The organism is Salmonella sp. 2020_1459 (assembly GCF_043847915.1).
Taxonomy (GTDB): Bacteria; Pseudomonadota; Gammaproteobacteria; order Enterobacterales; family Enterobacteriaceae; genus Salmonella; species Salmonella enterica.
Map to the genome: position 1 here is coordinate 536,727 of NZ_JBCMFA010000001.1, position 15,177 is coordinate 551,903.

Genomic DNA, 15,177 nt, shown 5'->3' on the forward strand with positions numbered 1-15,177 from the left:
CGCGAGGGCAGCAAAATGAAAGAATATAAGATCTTATTAGTAGACGATCATGAAATCATCATTAACGGCATTATGAATGCCTTATTACCCTGGCCTCATTTTAAAATTGTAGAGCATGTTAAAAATGGTCTTGAGGTTTATAATGCCTGTTGCGCATACGAGCCTGACATACTTATCCTTGATCTTAGCTTACCTGGCATCAATGGCCTGGATATCATTCCTCAATTACATCAGCGTTGGCCAGCAATGAATATTCTGGTTTACACAGCATACCAACAAGAGTATATGACCATTAAAACTTTAGCCGCAGGTGCTAATGGCTATGTTTTAAAAAGCAGTAGTCAGCAAGTTCTGTTAGCGGCATTGCAAACAGTAGCAGTAAACAAGCGTTACATTGACCCAACGTTGAATCGGGAAGCTATCCTGGCTGAATTAAACGCTGACACGACCAATCATCAACTGCTTACTTTGCGCGAGCGTCAGGTTCTTAAACTTATTGACGAGGGGTATACCAATCATGGGATCAGCGAAAAGCTACATATCAGTATAAAAACCGTCGAAACACACCGGATGAATATGATGAGAAAGCTACAGGTTCATAAAGTGACAGAGTTACTTAACTGTGCCCGAAGAATGAGGTTAATAGAGTATTAACCAGGGGCGTCCGATGATATTAAGCATTGGTCATATTTTGATGAGCCTTACGCCACGCAGTATTGCTCATCATCGACAAAATCCATACGGATGCCCTGGTATGCCGCACCATTTATCACTACCTTAGTCTTCATTTGATCATGATATAGTAGAATCCCCTTATTTAACGGGCTTTACCATGTCGTATTCTATAGGCGAATTTGCCAGACTATGCGGTATCAATGCCGCCACGCTAAGGGCATGGCAGCGACGCTATGGTTTATTGAAACCGCAGCGTACTGATGGCGGGCATCGCTTATACAGCGATGACGATATTCGACAAGCGCTTAGCATCCTCGACTGGGTGAGAAAAGGCGTACCGATAAGCCAGGTCAAACCCTTACTGTCGCGTCCGGTCATTCGCCTGGGCGATAACTGGATAACGATCCAGGAGACGATGCTCCAACATCTCCACGAAGGGCGAATTGACGCGCTGCGGCAGTTGATTTATGACTGTGGCCGGGAATATCCTCGCGCAGAACTGGTGACCCATTTATTGCGTCCGTTGCGCAGCAAAGTGTCCGCGCACCTTCCCGCCGTGATGACGCTGCGCGAAATACTGGATGGCATCATTATTGCCTACACCTCTTTTTGCCTTGAAGGCGACAGAAAAGCGCCTGGCAACAATGCCTTTATTAGCGGATGGCATCTCTCGGATCACTGTGAAATCTGGCTGGAAGCGTTGACTCGTACCGGACAAGAGCTGCGGCTCAATGTGCTTCCCTCTCCCCCAGTCGTGCTGGCGCCCGAGCTGTTCGCCCAGAGAAAATGGTTCCTGGTGACCACCGGAAAGCTCACTGCCGGGCAGAAAAAACAGCTTGCCCAGTGGCGCAACGTGGTCGCTTCGCTGGAGGTTATCACACTATAGGCGCTGAAATAGATTTATTCCCCTCATTCTATCTTATTGATATTTAATTACGTCAAAAAAAATCTCCGCGAAAACTTAGACAAAAAAACAAAGTTGTGTAAGTTTTAAATCAGCGTGAGATAACATTTTGCGCCATTGGCGTCAGTCGTCGTACTTTCAATAAGGGGGAATCATGAATAACAAACCCGTAGTCGGCATTAGCGGATGTCTGACTGGCGCCACGGTACGCTTTGATGGCGGACATAAGCGTATGGATTTTGTCATGAACTCTCTGGCGCCGTGGGTGGCCTACAAACCGATCTGCCCGGAGGTGGCGATCGGCCTGCCCGTGCCCCGCCCTGCGCTGCGTCTTATCCAGACGACCTGTGGCGACATTCGGATGCGCTATAGCCATGCCCCGCACGATGACGTCACCGAGCGAATGAATGCCTTTGCTGATCGGTTTCTGCCAACAATAGGCGAACTGGCGGGGTTTATTGCGTGTGCAAAATCGCCCAGTTGCGGAATGGAGCGCGTTCGCCTGTATGATGAAAAGGGTAACAGGGGCCGCAAAGCTGGCACGGGGCTGTTTACCGCCGCGATGATGGACAAATATCCCTGGCTGCCGATAGAGGAAGATGGTCGCCTGCACGATCCGGTACTACGCGAGAATTTCATCGCACGTATCTTCGCGCTACATGAATTAAATGCGCTACGCGCGCAGGGCTTGAGTCGTCACAGTTTGCTCGCGTTTCATAGCCGATACAAACTTCAGCTTCTCGCCCACCACCAGGCCGGCTACCGCGAAATTGGCCCTTTCGTCGCGCGTCTGCATGAGTGGGACGATCTGGATGCCTTCTTTGTCCGATACAGAGAAAAACTGATGGCTATCCTGCGCCACCCCGCTTCACGTAAAAATCACACCAATGTGCTGATGCATATCCAGGGCTATTTTCACCGCGCGTTGAACAGCAGGCAACGCGCGGAATTACGCGAGGTGATTCTCGGCTACCGGGCGGGCCGACTACCTATCCTGGCACCGTTAACGCTGCTGAAGCACTATCTGGCGGAACATCCGGATGACTATCTACGCAGCCAGAATTATTTTGAGCCGTACCCTGATACATTAGGGCTGCGCTTAGCCATCACCTGATAACCCTGCGCATCGCTAACGGCGGGCAACCCGCCCGCCATGGTGACAATCGCGACGATTCAAAGGCGATTTCGTTATTGCCCCCCTGATAGCGGCTATGACCGCGCCAGAGCGTTAATCACGGTTTCCATCGCCTGTTTTTCTAACGCGCTACGTTGGATGCGTTGATTCGCCAGCGCGGTTCTTAACACGCCCGCAATAACAATATATTTAGGCTCCTGCCCCAGATCGCGCATTTCCAGCACGACCTTGCCCACCACCCGGCACATCTCGCGGTACAGTTCGTCATCTTTTGTCGGTTTTGTCATACGTTTTACTCGTCGCCAGCTCAAACCAACAGAATATAACAGTCTTCTCAATTAAACAAAATTTGATGCAAATCAAAGAAATAACGCAGTTTATTATTCATGGCTCATACGTTGTTCGTATTCTGGTCTCTGGCGAGGCCATTTTTTCGAAACGCCTAATCAGTTCCGCCAGGCTACCGGCCTGCATTTTTTCCATGACTCTGGCGCGGTGCACCTCTACGGTACGCACCGCGATATTCATCGCTTCCGCAATTTCACGGTTCATAAATCCTTTTGCCACCAGGCTGGCCAGCTCACGCTCTTTCGGCGTCAACTGCTGGTAACACAGTATAATCTCACGACGCGCCACCGCTGCCGATGAAACCGTCAGCGCACGCTCCAGCGCCGCCTGTAGCGGTTTTACCGATACCGGTTTTTGCAGAAAATCGACGGCGCCGCGTTTCATCTGCTCCACGGCCATCGGTACATCGCCATGCCCGGTAAGAAAAACAACCGCCAGGGTACTTCCGCACTGGCGCAACGCATCATGAACGCCCTGCCCATCCAGTACCGGCATTCGCATATCCAGTAATACGACCCCGGCCTGATACAGACTGGCCTGCGCCAAAAAATCCGCCCCCTGCGTCCAGCATTTTACGTCATATCCCAGACTTTCCAGTAAAAACGCGCACGCGTTAGTGACCGCCGTATCATCATCCAGTAGATGAATTGTCGCCATCCCTGCCCCCATTTTCATGTAAGAAATGTATCGTGACCACCGTTCCCGACAGACCGTCCGGCGCGGTCTGGTTCCTGATGCTGATATCGCCCCGCCCATACCGCACCAGCCGCTGGCAAATCGCCAGCCCTAAGCCCATCCCCTCTTTGCGGGTGGTCATAAACGGCTGAAACGCCTGACGTAATAGCGCCTCATCGATTCCCCCGGCGTTATCCTGTAAAGCGATACTGATGCCGTGTTCAGTGCGTTCAGCAACGACCCATAAATGGGTGGCGCCCGCCTGAGCCGCATTAAGAATGATATTCGCCAGCACCTGTTCCAGCAGCACTGACGGCAGCGTTACGCGCAGCGCAGCGCTAACCTCGGTATGCAGAGTCACTGTCGGAAACTGTTGCGCCATACGCAACAATTGCCAGACATGATCAATCGCCTCGCGAATGGCTATGGCCTTCCACGCTTCGGTTAGCACCGGGTTGCCCTGCGCCTGGCTGACCCAGTGACGCAGGTTACGCAGAGTATCCGCACCGCGTTGCGCCTGCTGGTCAATCTGCTCCAGCGCCGGCAGCAAGGGATGCTGTTCATCTGCAGCGCGCAGTCGAATCAGGCACCCCTGGGCATAATGTCGAATCGCGGAAAGCGGCTGATTAAGCTCATGGGCAAACCCGGAGGTCATTTCACCCAACACGCTCATTTGCCGGGCGGTTTCCAGCGCCCGCTCATGCTGATGAAGAACTACGCTATTACGTTCCAGTTGCTTTCCACGTCGACGCACCAGCAGCATGACCCAAATATAATTGAGCGTGAGCAACAGGAACGCCAGAATCACGCCGCCAACCATTAGCTGGTGCTGGATTAACCAACTTTTGACATCCAGCCACAGTCGACGCTGCTGAGGGTGCTGACGAACATCACGCAGCAAAGCTTCCACCTGACTGGTCGACGCTGGCGCGCCCCAGTGAAATGACGCGGCGGCGGGCGCGTTGAATAGCGCTCGCGTTACGCGATCCGCCAGCGCATCGCTTACCGCAGGTAGCGCCGCGAACGACCAGTCAGGATATAACGGCGTACTGGTTAAGCAAGGCAGTGGCGTCGGTCGGGAAAGCAGCGCGATAAAGTCCTTTTTATTAATCAATCCTTCCTGATCCATATTTTCTAACAGGCACACTGGCACAATTGCCGCCTGCACCGCTTTTTCGCGCAGCATATAGACTAAGGCATCGCCAGGAAATCCGGTAAAACGAAGATGAAAATCGCGCTCCGGGCGTAAGCCCGCGTCGCTGAGCGCTTTATAGCCTAATAAATAGCCGCCAAACGCCTGAGCATCAATCGCGCCGACTGTCTTACCGATGAGATCATGCGCCGTGGTGATGCCGCTATCGCGCCGGGTCAAAATCACGCTGCCAATAACATTACTCACCGCTTTCCCATCGCGCGTGGAACGCAGGGAAGCTAACCAGCGCAGCGGCGCATGGCTGTTCAGTTGGACAAATTGCGCCGGGTTGGTTATCACAAACTGCACGGTTCCCTGGTTAACGGCTTCCTGCATTTGATGCAGATCCAGCGGCTGGATATGAAAGGTTTCGCCTGGAAGCTGTTGGCTTAATGTCTTTGCCAACGGTTGCCAGTGGCTACGCGTAGACGCCTCGCCGCGCATGGCCAAAATACCGATATTCCACGTCCCTGCCCACGCGCCATGACAAAGTAGCCCTACTGCCGCCAACACCGCCAGGCGCCTTACGGTTTTACCTCTCACCCCAATATCCCTGTCAATTATGTTGTTTTAGATCAACAACAAGCCGGGTATGTGGTTAACCACAATAGAGCACACCCCGTCTCGATTTTTACACTGTAAATCATCAACATTTTTTATTCATTACACATGAACCAACATCGTGACAAATGTTTCATTGTTGGCAATGTGGACGGGAGTCAATATGGACAGCAGTAAACGGCAATTTCTCCAGCAGCTCGGCGTCCTGACCGCTGGCGCCTCGCTGGTTCCGCTGGCTGAAGCGAAATTTCCTTTTTCGCCGGAGCGGCATGAAGGCTCTCCCCGACACCGTTACGCCATGCTTATCGACCTGCGGCGTTGTATCGGCTGTCAGTCCTGTACCGTAAGTTGCACTATTGAAAACCAAACGCCGCAAGGCGCGTTTCGTACGACGGTGAACCAATACCAGGTCCAGCGTGAAGGTAGTCAGGAAGTCACGAATGTGCTGTTGCCGCGTCTGTGCAACCATTGCGATAACCCCCCCTGTGTGCCGGTCTGCCCGGTACAAGCCACCTTTCAGCGGGAAGATGGCATTGTGGTGGTGGATAACAAACGCTGCGTCGGCTGCGCCTATTGTGTCCAGGCGTGTCCTTACGACGCCCGATTTATCAATCATGAAACGCAAACTGCCGATAAATGCACGTTTTGCGTCCATCGTCTGGAAGCCGGACTGTTACCCGCTTGCGTAGAGTCCTGCGTCGGCGGCGCGCGTATTATTGGCGATATCAAAGATCCCCATAGCCGCATCGCCACCATGCTTCATCAGCATCGCGACGCTATCAAGGTATTAAAGCCGGAAAACGGCACGTCGCCCCATGTTTTCTACCTGGGTCTGGACGACGCCTTTGTCACCCCATTAATGGGCCGTGCGCAGCCCGCGCTTTGGCAGGAGGTCTGAATGACGCATTCACTCATCATTGAAGAAGTGCTGGCTCACCCGCAGGACATTAGCTGGCTGCCGTGGGCGGTACAATATTTCTTTTTTATTGGCATTGCCGCCTGCGCCGCACTGTTTGCCTGTTATCTTCACTGGCGGAAAAAAGACGCCGCAACAGAAGAAAATCGGGCATTACTGATTGCCATTACCTGTGCGATTACCGCACCGCTGGCGCTGACGGCGGATCTGCACCAGACCGCCCGCGTCTGGCATTTCTATGCCTGGCCGACGCCCTGGTCGTGGATGCCCTGGGGAGCGTTATTCCTGCCGCTGTTTACCGGATTTCTCGCTCTGTGGTTCCTGGCGCAGCAAATAAAACGATTATTCAATAAAAGTTACAACGTCACAAAATGGTTGGCGTTAGCCAGCGCGCTTTGCGCGGTGGGCCTGTTGATTTATACCGGCCGCGAAGTCTCCGTTGTGCTGGCGCGCCCAATCTGGTTTAGCTACGCCTTCCCCGTGGCGATGTTTCTTAGCGCCTTACAGGCGTTCTTCGCGCTGATGATTGTCGCCGCCCGACGCGACTCGGTAAGGCTGCCAAAAATATTGTGGGGACAAATCTGGACGCTGGCGGCGCTGGGGCTGGTGGTGGCCATGTGGGTCAGCGGCGATACGCTTTCCGGCACGGCAATCCGTCAGTGGATTACCGTCGCCCTGTCAGCCAAATATTACGCTGTCGGCTGGCTAGCTCTGTGGGTATTCACGCTGCTGTTCTGTAGCCTGGCGCTACGTCATCCGTTATCGCAGCTAAGACGCGTCCTGCTGGTTCTGAGCGCGCTGGCGCTATGTTGGCTGATGCGCTGGACATTGTTGATTCAGGTACAAACCGTACCCAAGTTCAACGCGCAATTTAACCCTTACTCGTTACCAGGCGGAACGGATGGCTGGCTGGCTATTCTCGGCACCTTCGGCCTGTGGATAGCGCTACTGATTATTATTCGTGAAACGCTGAACGGACTCACCAGGAGATTACAACATGGCTAATTTAACCCGTCGTCAGTGGCTAAAAGTCGGTCTCGCCGTCGGTGGGATGGTCACTTTTGGTCTGAGCTACCGTGATGTGGCGAAACGCGCAATTGATGGCCTGTTAAACGGGACGTCCGGCAAGGTAACGCGCGACCGCATCTTTGGCAATGCGTTAATTCCGGAGGCGCAGGCGCAAACGCACTGGCAGCAAAATCCACAACAAACCATCGCCATGACGCAATGCTTCGGCTGTTGGACACAGTGCGGTATCCGCGCCCGGGTTAATGCCGATGGCAAAGTGATACGCATCGCCGGCAATCCCTATCACCCCTTGTCGCAGGAACACCCGATTGACTCGTCCGTCCCTTTTAGCGAAGCCATGGAGCAACTGGCGGGAGAAAGCGGTCTTGACGCCCGCTCAACCGCCTGCGCGCGCGGCGCCACGCTGCTGGAAAGCCTGTACAGTCCGCTGCGACTGCTTGAACCAATGAAACGCGTGGGTAAACGCGGCGAAGGGAAATGGCAGCGCATCAGCTTTGAGCAGCTTATTGAAGAAGTCGTGGAAGGCGGCGATCTGTTTGGCGAAGGTCATGTGGACGGACTGCGCGCTATTCATGCGCCGGATACGCCAATTGACGCAAAGCATCCCAGTTTCGGGCCCAAAACCAATCAGTTATTGGTCACGAATACCAGCGACGAAGGCCGCGATGCGTTTCTGCGTCGTTTTGCGCTAAATAGCTTCGGCAGCAAGAATTTCGGCGCGCATGGCGCCTACTGTGGACTAGCTTACCGGGCCGGCTCCGGGGCGCTGATGGGCGATCTGGATAAAAACCCGCATGTCAAACCCGACTGGGAAAACGTGGAGTTTGCGCTCTTTATGGGCACCTCCCCGGCACAGTCCGGTAATCCCTTTAAACGCCAGGCGCGTCAGTTGGCGAGCGCCCGGCTGCGTGAGAATTTTCAATACGTCGTGGTCGCCCCCGCCCTCCCCTTATCAACGGTGCTCGCCGATCCTCGCGGTCGCTGGCAACCGGTCATGCCCGGCAGCGATTCGGCGCTGGCAATGGGGATGATCCGCTGGATCATGGATAATCAACGTTATAATGCTGATTATCTGGCGATTCCCGGCGTACAGGCGATGCAGCAGGCCGGCGAGCAAAGTTGGACCAACGCCACGCACCTGGTCATTGCGGATGAACTGCCGACGCTTGCCGGACAACACCTGACGCTGCGCCATCTTACGCCCGATGGCGAAGAGACCCCTGTCGTACTGAATACCGACGGCGAGTTGGTCGATGCATCCGCTTGCCGACAGGCACGGCTTTTCGTGACGCAGTACGTTACGCTCGCCGACGGCCAGCGGGTCACGGTGAAGAGCGGGTTGCAACGCTTGAAAGAGGCGGCAGAAAAGCTCTCGTTGGCGCAATACAGCGAACAGTGCGGCGTGCCGGAAGCGCAAATTATCGCGCTGGCGGAAACCTTTACCAGTCACGGACGTAAAGCTGCGGTCATCAGTCACGGCGGCATGATGGCCGGCAATGGGTTTTATAACGCCTGGTCGGTCATGATGCTTAACGCGCTGATCGGCAACCTCAGCTTGTCCGGCGGCGTCTTTGTCGGCGGCGGCAAATTCAACGGCGTTAGCGACGGCCCCCGCTACAACATGAACAGTTTTGCCGGAAAAGTGAAACCGTCCGGGTTAAGTATTGCCCGTAGCAAAACCGCTTATGAAGCATCGGAAGAATACCGCGACAAAATTGCCGGCGGGCAATCCCCTTATCCAGCCAAAGCGCCGTGGTATCCCTTTGTGGCAGGCCAGCTTACCGAACTGTTGACCTCCGCGCTCGAAGGCTATCCTTATCCGCTTAAAGCCTGGATTTCCAATATGAGCAACCCGTTTTACGGTGTTCCCGGTCTACGCGCCGTGGCGGAAGAAAAGCTAAAAGACCCCCGCCGACTGCCGCTCTTTATCGCGATTGACGCCTTTATGAATGAAACGACGGCGCTGGCGGATTACATTGTGCCGGATACGCACAATTTTGAGAGCTGGGGCTTTACGGCACCCTGGGGCGGCGTAGCCAGTAAAGCCACTACCGCCCGCTGGCCGGTTGTCGCCCCCGCCACTCACCGAACGGCGGACGGGCAACCTGTCTCAATGGAAGCATTTTGTATTGCGGTAGCAAAACGGCTCCGTCTGCCCGGCTTCGGCGACCGGGCGATAACCGATCCGCAGGGCAATGCTTTTCCACTGAACCGGGCGGAAGATTTCTATCTGCGCGTAGCCGCTAATATCGCCTTTATGGGCAAGACGCCGGTCGCGCCGGCAAATCAGGAAGATATTTCGCTTACCGGCGTCAGCCGCATTCTGCCAGCAATTCAGCACACGCTTAAAGCTGATGAGGTCGGTCGCGTGGCGTTTATCTACTCGCGTGGCGGCCGGTTTGCGCCCGAGGATAGCGGCTATACGGAGCAACGGTTAGGTAACGCGTGGAAAAAACCCTTACAGATCTGGAATGCAGATGTCGCCGCCCACCGTCACGCCATCACCGGGGAGCGTTTCAGCGGTTGCCCGGTCTGGTATCCGGCGCGTTTGTCAGATGGTCGTGCGATTGACGACCAGTTTCCCATTGGGCAATGGCCGCTGAAACTGATTTCATTTAAATCAAATACCATGTCCAGCTCAACAGCCGTCATCCCGCGCTTACACCATGTGAAGCCAGCAAACCTGGTGGCGCTGAATCCGCAAGACGGCGAGCGTTATGGACTGCAACATGGCGATCGGGTACGGATCATTACGCCGGGCGGTCAGGTCGTGGCGCAAATCAGTTTGTTAAATGGCGTGATGCCAGGCGTCATCGCCATCGAACACGGATATGGCCACCGCGAGATGGGCGCAACGCAGCACTCTCTGGATGGCGTGCCTATGCCGTATGATCCACAAATCAGGGCAGGCATAAATCTTAACGATCTGGGCTTTGCCGATCCGACAAGAACCATTACCAACACCTGGCTCGACTGGGTTTCTGGCGCGGCAGTACGTCAGGGGCTGCCGGCAAAAATCGAGCGTATATAACCCCCGGGCCGGAGAGCGATATCGTCTTATTTCGTCGAGGGTAGCGACTGATAAGCGAACGCTGTCCGGCTGCATATACTCACTGAATCGTGCAAGCCCAACTATTTTACGTTCACCCCGTCATATTACATAGAAAATATATGACAACACTCACAAAACTATTTCCCCCTTCTGTAAGCAATTAATATTTAACACATTGGCTGCGCTTCTGATTATTGACATTCATTTGGGGTTACTTCCGGTTGACCGCATAATCTGTGATTGAATTCACCGCATGACAACATTGCCATAAATACAATTCAACTCACTACCCGGAGGCAATATGTTTAAAGAAGAAAGACGTCATGCCATCATTAATTTACTGATAAAGGATAATAGTGTTAGCGTCAGTAAACTTTCAGACCTTTATAAGGTTAGCCAGGAGACTATTCGTTCCGATCTACGCTATTTCCAGAAATCAGGTATGCTTCAGCGTTGCTATGGCGGAGGGATTTTAAACCGTGACGCGCTGAGTAAGCTTATCACTGAAAATAAGATTGATATCTCCAGCACTATCGCCACGCCAATCCATCAGGATGCAAAACTGCGCCGGGAAAACCCAAAAAAAGCAGGCAAGGTGTGTGTTTTAGGCTCATTCAATATTGATGTTTCAGCAACCGTGCCGTGGTTTCCACAAAGCGGAGAATCCATTCTGGCCAGTCAATTTGGATTCTATCCTGGAGGTAAAGGAGCCAACCAGGCTTTAGCGGCAAACAATGCCGGCGCTGCGGCACATTTTATTTTTAAAGTGGGCAAAGATCAGTTCAGCGCATTTGCTATGAATCATATTATTCAATCAGGCATCACCTCATACAGCGCGTATCAAACAGATAAAGCGCCCACCGGTAGCGCATTGATCTATGTCTCCGCCGTGGATGGCGATAATATTATCGCCATCTACCCTGGCGCCAATATGATGCTCACCACGCAAGAGATTAACGAGCAACACCGTTATATCGCCGAGTCTGACGTTATGTTAATGCAGCTCGAAACGAACATTGAAGCGTTGACTGAATTTATTCGTCTGGGCAAACAAGAAAATAAAATGATCATGCTGAATCCTGCCCCCTATACGAAACAGGTGACGCATTTATTATCTGATATTGACATCATCACGCCGAATGAAACTGAAGCCTCTTTTTTATCCGGCGTAACCATTACTGATATTAATGATGCGAAAAAAGCCGGAAATATTATTCTGCAATCCGGGGTGAAAAAAGTCATCATTACCCTTGGCGCCCGTGGTTCTCTGCTCTGTGAGCACGCCCGCACGTTGTATATTCCTGCATGGAGCGCCGTGGTAAAAGATGCCGCCGGGGCCGGTGACGCTTTTAATGGCGCCTTAGCCGCCGCGCTGGCGCGACAAGCAGATATGGTCGCAGCCATTCAATATGCCTCCGCTTTCGCTTCTCTGGCGGTGGAACAAGTCGGTGCGTCGAGTATGCCTCAGCACTTGCAGGTTTTACATCGAATGCGTACCCAATCTAATAAAGTCATTAACATTAATTAACAGGTGACATAATGAAAATTTTATTTATTGGCGAATCATGGCACATTCATATGATTCACTCTAAAGGTTTTGATAGCTTTACATCGAGCAAATATGAAGAAGGCGCAGACTATTTATTATCCTGCTTACGCCAGGGTAATATCGATGTGGACTACATGCCTGCCCATATTGTGCAAACTCGTTTTCCACAAACCGCCGAAGCATTAGCCTGCTATGATGCGATCGTCATCAGTGATATCGGTAGCAATACGTTCCTGCTACAAAACAGAACGTTTTATAATATGGACATTATTCCTGATGCATTACAACTTATCGCCGATTATGTTGCTGAGGGCGGCGGTCTGTTAATGATCGGCGGGTATTTATCCTTTACGGGAATAGAAGCAAAAGCCAATTATAAAAATACGGTTCTGGCGGAAGTATTGCCGGTTGATATGCTGGATGTAGATGACCGCGTAGAACTACCGCAAGGATGTAAAGCAGTAAATACTGCGGTAGAGCATATTATTACCCAGCCATTTAGCGAATGGCCGCCGCTGTTGGGCTATAACAAGCTTATCGCCAAAGAAAATAGTCAGGTCCTTGCTGAAATTAATGGCGATCCACTGTTAGTTATGGGTACTTACCATAAAGGGAAAGTATGTTGCTTTGCCAGTGATTGTTCGCCGCACTGGGGAAGCCCGCAGTTTCTGCAATGGGAACATTACGCCACCTTCTGGTGTAATGTTTTACACACAATAAAAAAATAATATTACCCAGGCGAATATAAATTTCGCCTGCCCTGCCACACACTGAGTCATTAAGAATATGAATGATACTTATCTCTATGGCGAAATGTTTTCTGAAAACATATTGACAAGCTATCGGATTTATGGAGACAGAAAATCATTACTCACGCCGCTCATTATCCTTCACGGCGGCCCTTCTGGCGGCTTTGATTATTTATTAAATTATCGCCGTCTGGCTGATGACGGGCGCATGGTAATATTTTACGATCAATATGGCTGCGGTCGTTCAACGCATTTTCCTCATGCTGACGCGTCTTTCTGGACTATTGCGCGTTATCTCCGTCAATTAACCCAATTAATTCATCACCTGGGTATTGGACACGGGTATTCGATACTGGGACATTCCTGGGGCGGAATGCTTGCCGCAGAGCACGCCTGCTTACAGCCTGCCGGGCTTCGCGGGACGATACTGGCCAGTTCGCCGGCCAGTATCGCCCTGTGGCAACAGGAAGCCATACGGCTCTTTAACGCTCTGACGCCAATGTCCGATGACGATATCAAAAACGTCATTATGCCCGCCGTCATTTATCAAAACCCACCGGAACAGCTGGTCGCTTATTATGCCAGGCACGTTTATACCCTCGCGGAAGAAGCCGTTCATGTTCAGCGATCTAATGCGCAGTTCGCCGCCGACCCTACGGGTTATCACATTTTATGGGGAACCAATGAACTGGCGGCAAATGGCAAACTTGCCGACTGGGATATTACGCCCCATTTGTGCCAGATACGCTGTCCTGTTCTGGTACTGCGCGGCGAAAACGATCAGGCAACCGAGCGCGTCGTCTCTCCGCTGCTCTCTCACATTTCAGACTGCCGCGCGGTCACTATTCCCGGCAGCAGCCATAACCCGCATGAAGAAAATATCGCGCCCTGCCTCGCAGCGGTAAGCGCGTTTTTACGCGATCTGGCATAAAAAGCCATTAAGGTATTTATCATGAAAAAAGTCAAAAAATTGTCTCTTACCGATTTAGTGCTTTATGGTCTGGTGTTTATGGTGCCTATCGCGCCAGTCTCTCTTTATGGCGTCGTTTATAATCTTTCGCACGGTATGGTTGCGCTGGTTTATATTATTGGCGCGATCGCGATGTTTTTTACCGCGTACAGCTACTCTACCTTATCGCAGCATATCTCCTCGTCGGGTTCGGCCTATGCGTATGCTGGCGTATGCATTAATCCCGCCGTAGGGTTTCTGACCGGATGGATATTACTGCTGGATTATCTTTTGTTCCCTACGCTCGTAGCGGTGCTGGGCGGCGTCGCGGTCCACGCTATTTTACCGCAAATCCCGGTCTGGGTCTGGCCGTTGATTTATGTGGCTATTGGCACCGGAGTCAACTATCTCGGGATACAGCAAACGGCGAAATTTGATAAGTTACTGGTCTTTATTCAACTCGGTATTCTGGCGATTTTCGTGCTACTCATTGTCCGTCTAATGATGCAGGACAGTAGTCAGATAACGCTTTCCTTCCGGCCTTTTTTCGATTCACAGTGGTTCACTCCTGGGCTCATCGCGACGGCGATTTCGGTGGCTGCGCTGAATTTTCTCGGCTTTGACGCTATCAGTACATTAAGTGAAGAAAGCGAAGGCGGGGGACGCGCCGTCAGTAAAGCAACACTGTTGGCGTTAGTTTTGGCGACGGTACTGTTTATTATCGTTGTGGCGTTTGCGGCGTTCGCCACCGGTAACGTCGACCGCTTCGCGGAAGGTAATGCGACGAATGAAGCATTTTTCACCATTGCCGGCAACGTTGGCGGTATCTGGCTCAAAGTGGCGTTTTCCATCATTGTGGCGTTTGTGTGCGCCGTCGGCAACATTATTACCGCGCAAACGGCGGTGTCCAGAGTGTTATTTTCAATGGGGCGCGACCGAATGTTGCCCGCCTTCCTCGCTCACGTCCATACCACGCGTAAAACGCCGGATTATGCCATTCTGTTTACCGGCGGCGTCACCCTGCTGCTCAGCTACCTGTTTTCCGGCAAGATTGAATCTATCTCCACGCTGGTGAACTTTGGCGCGCTTTTCGCTTTTTTTGTCGTGAACCTGTGTGTGTTTATCCTGTTCAATTTCCGGATGAAAGCCCAGCGGCGCATTTTCGCCCATGTCATTTCGCCGATCATGGGGATGATCGTCATCGGCTACGTCTGTTTAAACATGAACATTCACGCTCTGATACTCGGAATTAGCTGGGCGGCGATCGGGATAGCGATACTGTGCTACCGAAAAGCACACAACCAAAACATCGCCATCGACCTGGAAGGCAAAAAGTTGCTCGATTGACATTATGCGCAACAACACCAGCTGTTGCGCAACGCCGCCCCTATTCGGGCGGCGTCATCGCCAGCGACATCGTAAACAGCGTAATAACAAACCGTT

General features: G+C 52.3%; 13 protein-coding genes. 10 read left to right on the forward strand and 3 right to left on the reverse strand.

All coding sequences use genetic code 11. From position 1 onward, the window contains the following. Positions 1 to 15 precede the first annotated feature (15 nt). The 3 genes from ACH0VJ_RS02765 to mlrB all read left to right on the forward strand — a co-directional run bounded on the left by ACH0VJ_RS02765 (position 16) and on the right by mlrB (position 2,693). Positions 16 to 654, forward strand: a complete 639-nt coding sequence (locus tag ACH0VJ_RS02765; protein ID WP_000666335.1) for a two component system response regulator — start codon at positions 16 to 18, stop codon at positions 652 to 654. Between the two features lie 178 nt (positions 655 to 832). After that, positions 833 to 1,561: a MerR family transcriptional regulator gene (locus ACH0VJ_RS02770; RefSeq protein WP_000122321.1), complete on the forward strand. Its 729-nt coding sequence runs from the start codon at positions 833 to 835 to the stop codon at positions 1,559 to 1,561. Positions 1,562 to 1,733: 172 nt separating this feature from the next. Then, the gene (mlrB, locus tag ACH0VJ_RS02775; protein ID WP_079833515.1) at positions 1,734 to 2,693 is read left to right on the forward strand and encodes a transcriptional regulator MlrB; all 960 of its coding nucleotides are present in this window, start codon (positions 1,734 to 1,736) and stop codon (positions 2,691 to 2,693) included. Between the two features lie 95 nt (positions 2,694 to 2,788). Here the strand turns inward: mlrB and fumD are convergent, their stop codons facing one another. From fumD to ttrS, 3 genes are all read right to left on the reverse strand, one after another. After that, positions 2,789 to 3,001, reverse strand: coding sequence for a fumarate hydratase FumD (gene fumD, locus ACH0VJ_RS02780; RefSeq protein WP_000165779.1), 213 nt, complete (start codon positions 2,999 to 3,001; stop codon positions 2,789 to 2,791). A 97-nt stretch (positions 3,002 to 3,098) separates the two neighbouring features. Then, positions 3,099 to 3,719: a tetrathionate respiration response regulator TtrR gene (gene ttrR / locus ACH0VJ_RS02785; RefSeq protein ID WP_000190927.1), complete on the reverse strand. Its 621-nt coding sequence runs from the start codon at positions 3,717 to 3,719 to the stop codon at positions 3,099 to 3,101. Further along, on the reverse strand, positions 3,694 to 5,472 hold the full coding sequence (gene ttrS / locus ACH0VJ_RS02790) for a tetrathionate respiration histidine kinase TtrS (protein WP_001214414.1): 1,779 nt from the start codon (positions 5,470 to 5,472) through the stop codon (positions 3,694 to 3,696). Before ttrS ends, ttrR begins: the two co-directional genes overlap by 26 nt. 181 nt (positions 5,473 to 5,653) lie before the next feature. Here ttrS and ttrB point away from each other — a divergent pair, with 181 nt between their 5' ends. The 7 genes from ttrB (at position 5,654) to ACH0VJ_RS02825 (ending at position 15,081) form a co-directional block, all read left to right on the forward strand. After that, positions 5,654 to 6,388 (forward strand): tetrathionate reductase subunit TtrB, encoded by a 735-nt coding sequence (gene ttrB, locus ACH0VJ_RS02795; protein WP_001523928.1) that lies wholly within the window; start codon positions 5,654 to 5,656, stop codon positions 6,386 to 6,388. Continuing rightward, a complete protein-coding gene (ttrC, locus tag ACH0VJ_RS02800; protein WP_000149757.1) occupies positions 6,389 to 7,411 on the forward strand; it encodes a tetrathionate reductase subunit TtrC in 1,023 nt (340 codons plus the stop codon). Next, on the forward strand, positions 7,404 to 10,466 hold the full coding sequence (ttrA, locus tag ACH0VJ_RS02805; protein WP_000002357.1) for a tetrathionate reductase subunit TtrA: 3,063 nt from the start codon (positions 7,404 to 7,406) through the stop codon (positions 10,464 to 10,466). The genes ttrC and ttrA overlap by 8 nt, the downstream gene beginning before the upstream one ends. A 322-nt stretch (positions 10,467 to 10,788) precedes the next feature. Continuing rightward, positions 10,789 to 12,015, forward strand: a complete 1,227-nt coding sequence (locus tag ACH0VJ_RS02810; RefSeq protein ID WP_000471809.1) for a PfkB family carbohydrate kinase — start codon at positions 10,789 to 10,791, stop codon at positions 12,013 to 12,015. A gap of 11 nt (positions 12,016 to 12,026) precedes the next feature. Then, complete coding sequence (locus ACH0VJ_RS02815) at positions 12,027 to 12,764, forward strand: glutamine amidotransferase (RefSeq protein ID WP_000697185.1); 738 nt, start codon at positions 12,027 to 12,029, stop codon at positions 12,762 to 12,764. A gap of 58 nt (positions 12,765 to 12,822) precedes the next feature. Then, entirely contained in the window at positions 12,823 to 13,716 is an 894-nt protein-coding gene (locus tag ACH0VJ_RS02820; protein ID WP_001000508.1) for a proline iminopeptidase-family hydrolase, read from the forward strand. 21 nt (positions 13,717 to 13,737) lie between these two features. After that, positions 13,738 to 15,081 carry an APC family permease gene (locus ACH0VJ_RS02825; RefSeq protein ID WP_000756097.1) on the forward strand — a complete coding sequence of 448 codons (1,344 nt, stop codon included), beginning with the start codon at positions 13,738 to 13,740 and terminating at the stop codon, positions 15,079 to 15,081. Positions 15,082 to 15,177 lie beyond the last annotated feature (96 nt).

Bases quoted from the DNA above. Each gene is read 5' to 3' on its own strand.
- ACH0VJ_RS02770 (WP_000122321.1), top strand. From the start codon at position 833: ATGTCGTATTCTATAGGCGAATTTGCCAGACTATGCGGTATCAATGCC.
- fumD (WP_000165779.1), bottom strand. From the start codon at position 3,001: ATGACAAAACCGACAAAAGATGACGAACTGTACCGCGAGATGTGCCGG.
- ACH0VJ_RS02810 (WP_000471809.1), top strand. From the start codon at position 10,789: ATGTTTAAAGAAGAAAGACGTCATGCCATCATTAATTTACTGATAAAG.
- ACH0VJ_RS02765 (WP_000666335.1), top strand. From the start codon at position 16: ATGAAAGAATATAAGATCTTATTAGTAGACGATCATGAAATCATCATT.
- ACH0VJ_RS02825 (WP_000756097.1), top strand. From the start codon at position 13,738: ATGAAAAAAGTCAAAAAATTGTCTCTTACCGATTTAGTGCTTTATGGT.
- ttrC (WP_000149757.1), top strand. From the start codon at position 6,389: ATGACGCATTCACTCATCATTGAAGAAGTGCTGGCTCACCCGCAGGAC.
- ttrB (WP_001523928.1), top strand. From the start codon at position 5,654: ATGGACAGCAGTAAACGGCAATTTCTCCAGCAGCTCGGCGTCCTGACC.
- ACH0VJ_RS02820 (WP_001000508.1), top strand. From the start codon at position 12,823: ATGAATGATACTTATCTCTATGGCGAAATGTTTTCTGAAAACATATTG.
- ACH0VJ_RS02815 (WP_000697185.1), top strand. From the start codon at position 12,027: ATGAAAATTTTATTTATTGGCGAATCATGGCACATTCATATGATTCAC.
- mlrB (WP_079833515.1), top strand. From the start codon at position 1,734: ATGAATAACAAACCCGTAGTCGGCATTAGCGGATGTCTGACTGGCGCC.
- ttrA (WP_000002357.1), top strand. From the start codon at position 7,404: ATGGCTAATTTAACCCGTCGTCAGTGGCTAAAAGTCGGTCTCGCCGTC.
- ttrR (WP_000190927.1), bottom strand. From the start codon at position 3,719: ATGGCGACAATTCATCTACTGGATGATGATACGGCGGTCACTAACGCG.